This window comes from Mesorhizobium sp. M0830 (assembly GCF_040319965.1).
Taxonomy (GTDB): Bacteria; Pseudomonadota; Alphaproteobacteria; order Rhizobiales; family Rhizobiaceae; genus Mesorhizobium.
On sequence record NZ_JAMYOR010000055.1, the window covers coordinates 1 to 12,130 of the forward strand.

Sequence of the window (12,130 nt, forward strand, 5' to 3'; positions counted from 1 at the left end):
TGAAACGCTTTCTCTTCATCAGTCCGTCCTTCAATCAAGGGCCGGACTCTAATCTCAGATGGAGGAAAAACTCAGTGGCAGGTCACCGTCAGCAAAGTCGTCGTAGCACTCAGGCTCAATAAGCTGGATCATCAAAGGCCTCCAATGGCGGGAAACATTTCCTAGCCATTGGAGACGATCCTTCGCGAAAGCGCAGCCTGTGCAGTTCCGGAGGTCAAGCCGACTCATCAGGAAGCGAAAAGCCTGAAGCCGCCAGACGCGTAATCGCCTGTCGGGTGGTTGTCACGCCAAGCTTCTTGCGGACGTTTGCCAGATGGAACTCAGCCGTGTGCCGCGAGATCTCCAGGATGCCGCCTGTATCTCGGGCGGATTTGCCGCGCGCCGCCCACTGGAGGCACTCGTATTCACGCGGCGTCAACAACACCCCGCAAACTCTTCGATCCCCCGACAGTCTGCAGCGGACGAACGTATGAAAACAGCTCGCGAAAAACGGAAGACCTTGCTCGTAGCGATCGGCCACGCGAAAGTATGCAGGATCGGGCTTGTCAGCGGCAAAGGTCATAGCCGCAAAATTGCCGCGGCCATCAATGATCGGGATCGTCACGCCGCAGCGGATGCCGAACTGCGCTGCTTCCTCGAAAAACCTAAGCTGAGGCACGGACAGATCAAAACTCTTTAGGTCAAATCCCCATCGAAATGTGGATTCGCCATAGCTTGCACGTAAAATGACCGGGTCGACATTCTGATACCGGTTCTCAAGATAGCGCGCTGTCCAGAGCGCCGGATAATTCGAGATCAGCATGGGCTTGCCATTAGACCACGGCGGTAAGGAGAAGTAGGCAAAGGTGAATAGATCCAGACTTGAGGCGACATCGGCCAAGGCTCCGCGAAAATCACCCTCGTCGACACTTACCGACAACTTTTCCAGGAATGTCTCGAAGACAATTCGCATGTCCTTCCTCATTGTTCTTCCTCATTGTCCTGACTCACTCCCTTCGTCTCTTTGCTGTGCGCCACCCGGCCTGTAGACCCCATCGTAAGCCGACCTCTCAACTGGCCGGCCTGACCTTCTTACAAATGCGGCGACGGTCGCGCATATTATTAGCTCGCCAGCGGTAGCTACGCGGCGATCTCGGACGTTTTTGTTCGAAATGCTACGGCAGCCTCCCAACACAAGAAGGTGCTAATGGAGCAGTTCGAGAGTGCGAAGCGCATTGGTGGAGAGCAGCGGGCGGGCCGAAATTGGGTCACCGAACCCCACAAAAAGACGGGCCGTGCGAGTGTTGGTCTTTGACAATTTCGACCGGTGATCGGCAACGCGACCATTGTATTCCTATTCAGCTATACCGACGTCATCACGTCGGAAATCGTCAGGCGTGTTGGTAGCAGTGCTTGGGCGACTTATGCCAGGTGGGTAGAAGCTGTTGCTCCGGTTTGACAGACCGAGCGGCGATTCCGTCGAGTTCGTAGTTCGTCCAGCCTTTCGAACGGCTCTGACAAAGCGACCACGCCGAAATGGCTGTTCGCTAATCCCTGATCGATCCGCCCGAGGCTGTTACAGATCCGCAGCTCGAATCCGTCAGACCAGACTGCGAGTCCATCATTCAGCGCCAGTGGACGGACGACATCATCCTTATCTTTCGGAAGCATGGGAGATGAACACCTCGTACTGGCGATTCCCGTCTGTGGATTTTCCCGGCGGCAGACGGAACAGAACACAGAGCTTCGCGCAATTCGGGTAGAGGCCCGGGCAATTTCCTGATGCTGAAACAAGTGCTGCCTTCAAGCCCCTGCATATTGACGGCTACATGCCAATGCACCGACTTGGGAACCTGCAGTAGGACTGTCTGCTTCGCAAGCCGGCCATACTGAGGTCGTTCTCCGCGCCCGTAATTGCTGCAGCTCGTCAAATCCAGCAACCTTAGGTTGGCTCCCGACGTGAACGTGATCTCGGCCCTCTGACCGCGAGAACACTGCCCCAAATCGCAATGCGTAAAATTCATCTCCCCCTCATCCTGTGTCGGCCAGAATTTTGATTAAGCTCTTATGATCTCCTCGCCTGTTTCAGAAGAGGGACTCGTGTAGGCTTCGATAGTCGCTTCTCTCTCATCCAGGAATTCAAAGAGAAATAATTTGGTCCGCAGTTGGCAGAACCAAGAGTGCAAAGACCACTCACCCGGTTTGCCGCACATGAGCATCATGACGGGCCTTTGATTTCGCGCCGTTGGGGTTTTTATGATCGTTTTCAGGCATACTCGATCCGTCCAGCTCAGGCGGTTCGAAACGGCATCGGGGTGGGTGTGCCAGTCCCCGAGATACGTGTCCAACCTCCCGGAACGCTCATAGTGCTTCGCAATCTCCGCCTGTTGCCAGCATTGATCAGGGAGAAAGCTGCTTCGCTCGTGAGATGCTCGGGGCCCGGCCGGGATCATTGCTGTTACGACGGCAACGTTGCTTTCGGCCCAGTATCCCATGAAGGTCCCACCCGTTTCCCGATCATACCAGAGGTCGGCATCGATCTGCATGTCCTGCATTATCGCCCGAGGCACCCACACTATGGGTTGCATCCGCATTCTTTCATGGGAGGCAACCCATCCACCCGCCAAGACGGCGGCACCCGCTTGATGCCGTCATGCAATGTGAGGGTGTGAACCAAGGATTCCTTGAAATCGGCTGGCTGCGAGAGAATGTCCACGGTCAACCGGACAGCTTCCAGCGATAATTCATGTAGATCGAATGAAGCCCCAGTGAAGGTCAACTCGGCGCATCCAGCCGGCTGATTTAGCGCGGAGATTTCTCCTGACCCAGGAGCTTTCTCGATCAAACCTTTCGCATAGGCGAATTCGCGGCAGGTTGGACAGCCGGATTTCGGCTGATAGGCAGCAACGACGCCCCCCTTCAATGAGAGCGTCCCGAAAAGAGAGATCATCGGTTTGCCGGCGGACTTGCAGTGATCGGCCAGCAAACGTGAGATTCCGGAAGAGGCCGTTGCATCGATGACGATGTCCGCCTTCCCAAAAATCGGCGGTAGAACTGAATGGTCTCTTCCGTTCCCGTCGGCCGCCGCGGCTATGCCTACGGCGTGATGGATCGCCTCGACCTCGACGCTTGGGTATTCGGATTCCACGTGTTGCTTGACGGCGGTCGCCTTTCGCATTCCCCAGGCCGTCGCACCAAGCGGCCATCGGATCGAGTTTCCTGGTTCGACGATGTCATGGTCGATGACGGTGAGATGGGAACAGCCGTTGCGGGCAAGCTCGATCGCAACTGGGGCACCAATAGCTCCCATCCCGAAGATGGCAATCACCTTATCCTTCAAGATGCCGACCGATGGAACTCGGGCGCCGATGTCTGTGGCCCCGGCGCGGAGCGTGGGAACTATGATCATGGACGGGCCGGTCCCTCTCTGTCCTTGCTTCACAGCCCGGAACGACTTTGCTGGTCCGTAACGCAGTGGAAATAGCCAGGTGTCGCCGTCAACGCAGTGGCTGAGTTCCGTCGACTGGACCGTGACGGACATCGAAATAGCGGGCGAGCCACTATTGATCACGTGGCCTCCAAAGGTAAGCTGGCCCTGCGCTTTCCGCCAACCCTCGGGCGATGGCGGCGCGAAACGACCTACGCGCCTCCACGGAAATATGCCCGTGACCTTCTTCAATTGAAGTCCGGGAGGAAGCGGAAATTTCCGGGCAGCTAGAACGGACCCGTCCTTCGCCTTGATTTCCTCGACCACACCCTGGAATCTAATTTTGTCGTCCATCTTTTGAAGGGAGTAAGACGCCCGCAAGGTGCCCTCTGTTTCAGCTCCTACATTCCAGGCAGTGTCGATCAACATATAGCTGCCGTCGACATAGCCATCGAATGCCGGGGCGAAGGCGTTCCACCAGAATTCCATCGGTTCGCCCTGTGGATCCTCCATGCCCGTACCATTCAGAGCGTTGGCGAGTTGCTTCTCCAGAAGTTTCGCCAACGTCCACTCGATGGACCACAGTCCTGTGTCACGGCCCAACAGGCAAAGGTTGCCGTCGGTCGGTGAGCAATGCTTGTGCGGAAAAGTTTCCGGGTTTCCTCGAAGGGCGACTTGCGGGCGCACGAAGGGATAGCTGTCGGGGAAAACTGCGCGAAGCTGGCAGACTTCCCCGGATGCCAGCGGCCATTCAAACTCGATGCTGAGCACCCCCTGTTTCAGTTGGTCTTCGTCGATTCGCAGCGAGTCTCGGGCGAAGAATGCCAGGTCACGGAGTTCGAAATCCAGTCGTCCAACGCAGGTATGCTCCCAGTGGGGGAGCATACCTGTTTTCAGATGGCCATAGCCTATCCAGGTCATCCTACTGGACGATCCGGCAGCTGAGGTGGGTCCTTGGGGCCAGGCGGAACGCCGGGCGGACGACCCGGAACGCCATCTGGCGGGCCTGGCACCCAGTCGGGGGGGCCCGGCGGGGTGTGGCCTGGATTGCCGGGGATTGGGGGCCGTGCCATGTCGATTCTCCTTTGTGATTGGTCGAAGATACAGATTTTCACATCGCGGCGTTCTCAGCTAAGCTGAGAATACGATTGCTTTATTCCCGTTGAGCATAATCCGCCTCTCCAGATGCAGCTTGACGGCCCGTGCAAGGACCCGGCTTTCGATGTCGCCCCGGTCGCCACGAAATCCTCCGCGCTCATCGCATGCGTTACGCGCTCAGTCTCCTGATCTCTGATTGGACCTTCGTCGAGGTCGGGCGTCACGTAATGCGCGGTCGCTCCGATAAGTTTCACTCCGCGCTCATACGCCTGATGATAGGGCTTTGCGCCCTTGAAGGAGGGCAGAAAGGAATGATGAATGTTGATCATCTTGCCGAAGAGGCGAGTTGACAGGTCATCAGACAGGACTTGCATGTATCGGGCCAGGATTACGAGATCCGCGCCAGTTTCATGTACGAGACCTAGCAGCCTTTGTTTCTGCTCGGTCTTGTTGTCCTTGCATACCGGACAGTAATGATAGGCGAGGCCCTCCCGCTCGGCGACCCCACGGCTGTCTTCGTGGTTAGAGACGATCGCGACCACGTCCGCGTTCAGCCAACCGACCTTGATTTGGTAAAGCAGATGAAGCATTGCATGGTCGAATTTCGACACCATTATGATGATCTTCGGCCTACGGCGCGCATCGACGGTGTGAACACACAAACCGAAGCGGTCGATTGCCCCTTTGAGCGCACGCTCGATTGAAGCGATCGAAAGCGAATCGTCTCCTTCAACGGCCAGACGCATGAAGAAGCGATTGCTGGTGTGGCTGCTCTCAGCAAGGTTGGCACCGAGCACAGCCAGTTCGGTTGCGACGGCCGCGACGATGCCGGGACGGTCTTCGCAGGTTAGAGTGAGAATCTGAAGTTGAGACATTGTACCTTCGGGTCAAATCGATCTGGAGAGCTCGGGCAGGATAACGAAAAGATCGCCGACGAGGCCGTAGTCGGCGACCAGGAAGATCGGCGCTTCCTCATCCTTGTTGATGGCGACAATGACCTTCGAATCCTTCATGCCGGCGAGGTGCTGGATGGCGCCAGAGATGCCGAGGGCAATGTAGAGATCAGGGGCCACGACCTTGCCGGTCTGGCCGACCTGCCAGCCGTTCGGCGCATGCCGGCATCGAACGCTGCACAGGAAGCGCCGACGGCGGCACCGAGCTTGTCGGCGACGGGCTGGATGACCTCCTGGAATTTCTCCGAGGAGCCCAGCGCGCGTCCACCGGAGATGATGATCTTGGCCGAGGTCAACTCCGGAGGGTCAGTTTCGGAGAGCTCATTTTCAATGAAAATGGAGAGACGCGGGTCGGCTGCCGCCGAGATATTCTCGACGGCAGCCGCATTGCCTTGGGAGGCGCTTGGAAACGAAGCGGTGCGCACGGTGATCACCTTCTTGGCGTCGGTCGACTGCACCGTCTGGATGGCGTTGCCGGCATAGTTCGGCCGCTCGAAGGTGTCGGGAGAGATGACTTCGATGATCTCGGAGACCTGCGCGACATCGAGTAGTGCGGCCACGCGCGGCGCGACATTCTTGCCCGACGAGGTCGCCGGCGCAATGACGTGTCATAGGCGCCGGCTATGCTGACGACTAGCGTCGCCAGTGGTTCGGCAAGGCGTTCGGTCAGTTCGTCGGCTTCGGCGAGCAGCACCTTGCTGACGCCCCTGGGCATGGCGGCGGCATAGGCAGCTCCCTTGGCGCCCTTGCCGGCAACCAGCGCATGCACGTCCGAACCGATCTGCAGCGCCGCCGAAAGCGCCTTCGCGGTCTGGTCGGAAAGCGTCGCGTTGTCGTGTTCGGCAATCAGAAGAATAGCCATGTTCTTGTCTCCGTTGCCATCTTCCAGCACGCCGGCTGTTCTCCCGTTGAGATACGGCCCACTCATGGCGTCGCGAAGCGAAGTCAGCCTTCAGAGGACCTATTCGCGTCCCGCGCGCCATTCTCTGAATTTTAGGTTCAATCGTGCGCCCACGTCGGTGAACGGTCGCGGGGGCAATGCTTGGGGCTTCTCAAACGAGCGGAATATTTCGCCGAGTTTGGACCGATGCCCAACCAAGAGTTCGGCCGTCGCGATGCCCGCGGCGGTGGACTTGGTCCCGCCTATGCCGTTGCACGCGCATGCCGCGAAGATGCCGTCTGCCACTTGGCCGAACAGCGGCACCGAATTCCGCGTGAGCGCCATTGCGCCGGCCCAGCGATACTGCATCTTCAAGTGACGATGATCAGGAAAGCGGTCCGCGAACTTGCGGTCATGGAGGTCGCCCGCACTCTTGATCGAGGCGGCGCCGACTTCGATCTTCGGGTGGTAGGTGTAGCGGGAGCGTATAAGAATTCGGTCACCATCGGCCCCATTGATACGCCGTACAGTCGTGCCCATCGGCGCGGCCGGTGTCGCTCCCCATTTGCGGTATCCGCCCAGCGCGGAGGAAGTGAACGGCTCGGTGAGCGACGCGTAAGTGAAGACGTGGAGAAGTTCACCGCTTCCAAACCCGAAGCTCTCCGCGTGGCCGTTTGTCGCCAGGATCACCCGCCCTGCCCTGACTTCCCCCTTGGGAGTCTTCACAGTGCAGCCGCTTGACGAGGCTTGTATGGACAGCGCGGCCGTCCGCTCAAACAGCCTGACGGGCTCCTGAAACAAATCTGCAATGGCCCTCACCAGCGCTGTAGGTTGCACCATGACCGCACCGGGCGTGAAGAGCCCGGACTTGAAGCATCGCGTGCCCGTGACTTCCGCGATGTCCGTAGCACCTAGAACCTGGTTCGGTTCGCCCAACGACTTGAGCGTCAAGGAGTATGCTGCAAGGTGCTCGGTGCCGGCATCGGTCATGGCCACGCTGTATTTGCCGCTCGGATCGAAGACGTCCTCGTCCCAGCCATGCTCTTCCGCCAGGCGGGCGTAATGTTGGATGGCCGTCCGCGCTACCAGGATATCGTTGTGGCTTTTGGCAACAGCGTTCACCCCGAAATTGCCCGACGAGATGTCATGGGGCAAATCAATGAGGAAGCCGGAGTTCCGACCACTGGCCCCGTTTCCGACCACGTCGGCATCAATGACGGCGACGGAAAGGTTCCGGTCGAGATCGGCCAGCCGAACAGCGGCGGCCAACCCTGCGAAGCCCGCGCCGATGACGACGACATCGACGGTGATGGCCTGATCCAGCTCGGGCGTTGGCGTCCTCGAAGGGAGCAACGCCGCCCAGCCGGACTCCACGCCATGGGCGGGAAGGCGACGCGCACGAAAGTTCTTACTGGTCATCATACCGCTTCTTGTTCAACCAGTGCGCCTAGCGCCGTCCGAAGCGCCGCAATGCGGTCCGTCGAAAGGGGACGGAACGGTTTTCTCGCGTTGCCGCAGCCATATCCTATGAGTCCAGCGGCTGCATACACGCTTGGAACATAGTCGCCGTCCCAAAGGAGGGACATGATTGGCTCCAGCAGCAGCCAGAGCGACTGCACATCGTCCCATCTCTTTTCCCGAGCGGCCCTGACGATCGCCACGCTGGTGCGTGGCGCAATGTTCGCGCCGCCCCAGATCAGACCAGAACAACCCGCGAACAGGGAAAACGGAACGAGCGGGTCGGCCCCGTTGATGACATCCAGGCCGGTGCCGATCAGCCTGACCTGCGCGACCAAGTCTCCACTGCTGTCCTTGACGGCGCGGAACTCGGGCAGTTGGCAGAGTCTGCGGAGCAGGTCCGGCGTTATGCGTACACCGACCGCCTGGGGCACATTGTAGCCAATGATGGGCAATCCGACCTTGGCAACTTCGGCGTAGAAGTCGAAGACGCTGTTGTCGTCCGACGGACCTTCGAAGAAGGGCGGAAGGATCATGACACCGTCCGCACCGGAGTCCTTCGCAAACTGCGTCCTTTCGACGACGTCGGCCGTGAGCAATGCCGAGGCCTGGGCGATCACCTTGGCCCGTCCGGCGACGATGCGCGCGCCACGTTCGATGAGGGACCTCGATTCATCAGGCGACAGATAAACATGCATGCCCGTGCCGGAGCTGAACACGATACCGTCGACGCCCGCGGCCAGATACCGCTCGATGAGTTCCTGGAAGCGATCAAAATCAATACGCCCGCTCGAGTCGAACGGAGCCGTGATTGCGAGATTGAGACCGGAGAAAGCAAATGATGACATTTCAGAAACCTTCGTTTGAGCTGCTCAGGTCGATCCAAAGGGTTTTGGTTTGGCAATATTGATCATGCGCGTGGAAAGCCTTGTCCCGCCCGCCGAAGCCCGATTGCTTGTAACCGCCAAACGGAGTGGCGGCGTCCCCCTCCCCGTAGCAGTTCACGGTGACGGTCCCGGCCCGGAGCGCCCGTGCGGCCCGGAGCGCCCGTGTGCCGTCGGCGGAAAAAACGGAAGCCGCCAGGCCATATTCGGTCTCGTTGGCGAGCGAGACCGCTTCCGCGAGGGAGTCCACCCCAATCACAGACACAATCGGCCCGAAAATCTCTTCCCGGACGTGCTTGCTGTCGTGGCGGTCGAATTCCATGATCGTGGGCTCGATCGTGGTCCCGTTGAAGACCTTTCCGCCAGCCACCAACTTGCCATCGCCTTCCAGATAGCTGCTGACCTTCTCGAAATGCGTGGCCGAGATAAGCGGACCGATGCGGGTCTCCGGATCAAGCGGGTCGCCCACGGTCCAGGTCTTGGCCACTTGCGTCAGTTTTTCGAGAAGGCGGTCCTTCACGTCCTTGTGGACCAAGACACGTGAGATGGCCGAGCAGTTCTGGCCCATGTTCCAGAACGCGCCGTTGCCGATGTGGGAGGCCACGGCGTCAAGATCGGGAACGTCGTCCATCACGATGCAAGGATTTTTGCCGCCCATCTCAAGGACCACTTCCTTCAAATTGCTCTCGGAGGAGTACTTCAGGAAGCGACGGCCAGTGTCGGTGGAGCCTGTGAAGGAAATCGCGTCGATGTCGGGATGGCGACCGATCGGTTCGCCGACGTCCGGACCATCACCGGTCACGACGTTGAAAACCCCAGGCGGCAGCCCGGCATCGAGAGCGAGCTCTGCGACCCGCAAGGTGGTGAGCGACGTCTCTTCAGCGGGTTTGACGACGATCGTGCACCCTGCTGCCAGGGCAGGGCCGATCTTCCACGCGAGCATCAGAAGAGGGAAGTTCCAGGGGAGCACGATGCCGACGACGCCGATGGGCTCGCGCACGATCAGGCCGAGAGAGGCGTCGTTCGGAGGTGACACCTGGTCATATATCTTGTCGACTGCTTCGGCATGCCACCTGAGGCTGTTGATAGTCTCGGGCACATCGATGTTGATGCAGTCGCTGATGGTCTTGCCGCTATCCAAGCTCTCCATCAGCGCCAGCTCGAGCGCGTTTTCCTCGATGACTGACGCCAGCCTGAGAAGGACTTTCTTCCGGTTCGCCGGGGCCAGCTTGGACCACCGACCGTCCTCAAACGCCTGCCGGGCGACAGCGACGGCCTTGTCGACATCGGCCGCCGAACCAGCGGGCAGCTCCGCCAGAACCTTACCAGTAGCCGGGTTAAGGGTTGCAAAGGTTCTGCCCGATAGGGCCGCAATCTGCACCCCATCCACGATCATCCTGTTCGGCAGTTTGAGTGCACTCGCCTGCGTTTTGTAGTCGACTTTGTTGAGCATTTCTGTTCTCCTTGGTGTCCCAAGTGACACCGACAACGACTACCCGTCGAGTTCGCCCTGCATGCCGTTGGGCACGGCGTAGAGCGCCACGTCGCTTCGGAAAACTTCGAGATGGGCGCGCACCAGTTCGCCCGCCCGCTCAGCATCGCGGGCTTCGATGGCCTCGATCATCTGATCGTGCTGCCGCGCAGCGGTTTCCTGGTCCTTCTGGATCCGAGGGCCGCCGTTTTGGCGATAGAAGATCTTCCCGATCCGGGCGTGATCGATGAGAAGCTTCTTGAGACTGGGAAGCAGATACTGGTTGTGCGCCATCTTGCCGATGTTCAGATGGAACTGGTGATTGAAGATCACCCTGTTTTCGACGTGGCCGTCGGCAATGGACTGCCGGAACTTCTGTTGAGTCTGCTTGAGGATTTCGAGGTCCCCAGCCTTGTGGTTGACAGCTGCGAGCTTCGTCGTTCCGACATAGATCATCGGAGCGACGATCAGGAAATCGCGAAGCGTCTGGTAGGACATGATGGACACGCGCGCCGCCCGGTTGGTCTCAAGATCGACGTAGCCCTCGCCCGCCATCTGTCGCATGAGTTCGCGGACCGGCGGACGGGACAGGCCGAATTCCTCGCTGAGAGCGACTTCGTCGAGGACCGCCCCCGGCTCAAGCTGCATCGTGAGGATGCGATGCACCAGTGTTTGAGCAAGAATGCCCTTTCGGTCCGTCGACGCAGCAGGTTCATTCAGGATCATTGCGGTTCCTCAATTTACGAGATAGACATATTGTAGACAAACATCATGAGTCAAGATAGGTAAACGATATTACCACGGTGCGGCGGCTTTGGGGACGGCAACTCCCGGGTCTCCACCGGACTGGAGGCATGATCGTGTTTCACTCACCACCACGGCGCAGACAGGCCCGGACGGTTCGGCTGAAGGTCGGGTTCATCCTGGCCCGCTCCTTCACGTTGACCGCCTTCGCCATGTTTATCGACACGCTTAGACTTGCCAGCGATGAAACCGACAGATCGGGACGGATCAACGCTGACTGGGAGGTACTGTCGAACAACCGGCATCTTGTCACGTCGAGCTGCGGCGTCCAGGTCTCGCCGACGTCGTTATTCCTCGACCCGATGGAGTTTGACTACATCGTCGTTGTCGGGGACGGTTAACCAACGGTCAGGCAGTCGACAACGAAACCCTGCGGTATCTTCGGGATGCTGCATTCAAAGGGGCGCGATTGATCGGTATCTGCACCGGGACGTTCATTTTGGCTGAGGCAGGTCTTATGGCGGCGCACGAGACCTGCGTCAGCTGGCTTCACTACGTCGACTTCCGGGAGCGCTTTCCCGATCTGCGGGTTCGGGCGGACAGAATCTATAACCTGGATACCACGCGGGGATCATGCGCGGGCGGCAGCAGCACTGCCGATCTGGCGGCGGAACTGGTGCGACGGCACATCGGGAACGCAGCCGAGCGGAACGCGCTCGAAGTGCTGCAGATCGACAAGGTGCGGAACGCCGAGTGGGTACAACCGCGTCGGCCGCTGACGGTAGAGACGCACGACCCAAGGCTCCGCGCTGCGCTGATCCTGATGGAGCAGAACGTCGAGAACACACTGTCGGTTTGCAGGCTGGCCGCAGCATTGGGGGTTTCCCGACGACAACTCGAGCGCCTGTTTTTCAAGGAGGCGAACAGCTCTCCCGCGCTTGTCTACCGACGCGTGCGGCTTGAGCGCGCAAAGCAACTTCTCAGGAAAGTCGACACTCCTTTGATCGAGGTCGCTATTGGGGTCGGCTTCGAGAACGCCTCTCATTTCGCGAGGGTCTTCCGAAGGACTTACGGTCAATCACCGTCTGCCTGGAGGCGTTCGGAGTTTACTTCGCAAAGTGTCGAGCAATGAGCTTTGCAGCATACGGGCCCTCTCGGGCCGACACGGTTGATGAACTCGGTGAAGACGGCATGACGCTCATCGGCGATTACGGGTTGCGGCGGTGCTAGGGAAGA

The 12,130-nt window shown here is 59.1% G+C and carries 8 protein-coding genes and 3 pseudogenes; 1 reads left to right on the plus strand and 10 read right to left on the minus strand.

The genetic code is table 11. From position 1 onward, the window contains the following. Positions 1-214 precede the first annotated feature (214 nt). The 10 genes and pseudogenes from NKI20_RS25830 to NKI20_RS25875 all read right to left on the minus strand — a co-directional run bounded on the left by NKI20_RS25830 (position 215) and on the right by NKI20_RS25875 (position 10,876). Positions 215-952 carry a helix-turn-helix transcriptional regulator gene (locus NKI20_RS25830; protein ID WP_502898162.1) on the minus strand — a complete coding sequence of 246 codons (738 nt, stop codon included), beginning with the start codon at positions 950-952 and terminating at the stop codon, positions 215-217. A 652-nt stretch (positions 953-1,604) separates the two neighbouring features. Further along, positions 1,605-2,003 (minus strand): DUF1883 domain-containing protein, encoded by a 399-nt coding sequence (locus NKI20_RS25835; RefSeq protein ID WP_352835670.1) that lies wholly within the window; start codon positions 2,001-2,003, stop codon positions 1,605-1,607. A 33-nt stretch (positions 2,004-2,036) separates the two neighbouring features. Beyond that, on the minus strand, positions 2,037-2,525 hold the full coding sequence (locus NKI20_RS25840) for a Mov34/MPN/PAD-1 family protein (RefSeq protein WP_352835673.1): 489 nt from the start codon (positions 2,523-2,525) through the stop codon (positions 2,037-2,039). Between the two features lie 29 nt (positions 2,526-2,554). Continuing rightward, positions 2,555-4,327 (minus strand): ThiF family adenylyltransferase, encoded by a 1,773-nt coding sequence (locus NKI20_RS25845; RefSeq protein ID WP_352835676.1) that lies wholly within the window; start codon positions 4,325-4,327, stop codon positions 2,555-2,557. A gap of 210 nt (positions 4,328-4,537) precedes the next feature. Next, positions 4,538-5,379 (minus strand): annotated as a pseudogene (purU, locus tag NKI20_RS25850) (formyltetrahydrofolate deformylase). A gap of 12 nt (positions 5,380-5,391) precedes the next feature. Further along, positions 5,392-6,319, minus strand: a pseudogene (locus NKI20_RS25855) (electron transfer flavoprotein subunit alpha/FixB family protein). Between the two features lie 99 nt (positions 6,320-6,418). Continuing rightward, positions 6,419-7,756 carry an NAD(P)/FAD-dependent oxidoreductase gene (locus NKI20_RS25860; protein ID WP_352835679.1) on the minus strand — a complete coding sequence of 446 codons (1,338 nt, stop codon included), beginning with the start codon at positions 7,754-7,756 and terminating at the stop codon, positions 6,419-6,421. Beyond that, the gene (locus NKI20_RS25865; RefSeq protein WP_352835681.1) at positions 7,756-8,643 is read right to left on the minus strand and encodes a dihydrodipicolinate synthase family protein; all 888 of its coding nucleotides are present in this window, start codon (positions 8,641-8,643) and stop codon (positions 7,756-7,758) included. The genes NKI20_RS25860 and NKI20_RS25865 overlap by 1 nt, the downstream gene beginning before the upstream one ends. Position 8,644: 1 nt before the next feature. Next, positions 8,645-10,132 carry an aldehyde dehydrogenase gene (locus NKI20_RS25870; RefSeq protein ID WP_352835684.1) on the minus strand — a complete coding sequence of 496 codons (1,488 nt, stop codon included), beginning with the start codon at positions 10,130-10,132 and terminating at the stop codon, positions 8,645-8,647. A 39-nt stretch (positions 10,133-10,171) separates the two neighbouring features. Beyond that, the gene (locus NKI20_RS25875; RefSeq protein WP_352594516.1) at positions 10,172-10,876 is read right to left on the minus strand and encodes a GntR family transcriptional regulator; all 705 of its coding nucleotides are present in this window, start codon (positions 10,874-10,876) and stop codon (positions 10,172-10,174) included. A 128-nt stretch (positions 10,877-11,004) separates the two neighbouring features. On the opposite strand from NKI20_RS25875, the pseudogene NKI20_RS25880 reads away from it, so the two are divergent. Continuing rightward, a pseudogene (locus tag NKI20_RS25880) lies at positions 11,005-12,026 on the plus strand (GlxA family transcriptional regulator). Positions 12,027-12,130: the final 104 nt, after the last annotated feature.

What these genes read in the sequence shown, in the direction of transcription:
- NKI20_RS25870 (WP_352835684.1), bottom strand. Translation starts at nt 10,132, where the DNA reads ATGCTCAACAAAGTCGACTACAAAACGCAGGCGAGTGCACTCAAACTG.
- NKI20_RS25860 (WP_352835679.1), bottom strand. Translation starts at nt 7,756, where the DNA reads ATGACCAGTAAGAACTTTCGTGCGCGTCGCCTTCCCGCCCATGGCGTG.
- NKI20_RS25840 (WP_352835673.1), bottom strand. Translation starts at nt 2,525, where the DNA reads ATGCAGATCGATGCCGACCTCTGGTATGATCGGGAAACGGGTGGGACC.
- NKI20_RS25845 (WP_352835676.1), bottom strand. Translation starts at nt 4,327, where the DNA reads ATGACCTGGATAGGCTATGGCCATCTGAAAACAGGTATGCTCCCCCAC.
- NKI20_RS25875 (WP_352594516.1), bottom strand. Translation starts at nt 10,876, where the DNA reads ATGATCCTGAATGAACCTGCTGCGTCGACGGACCGAAAGGGCATTCTT.
- NKI20_RS25830 (WP_502898162.1), bottom strand. Translation starts at nt 952, where the DNA reads ATGCGAATTGTCTTCGAGACATTCCTGGAAAAGTTGTCGGTAAGTGTC.
- NKI20_RS25835 (WP_352835670.1), bottom strand. Translation starts at nt 2,003, where the DNA reads ATGAATTTTACGCATTGCGATTTGGGGCAGTGTTCTCGCGGTCAGAGG.
- NKI20_RS25865 (WP_352835681.1), bottom strand. Translation starts at nt 8,643, where the DNA reads ATGTCATCATTTGCTTTCTCCGGTCTCAATCTCGCAATCACGGCTCCG.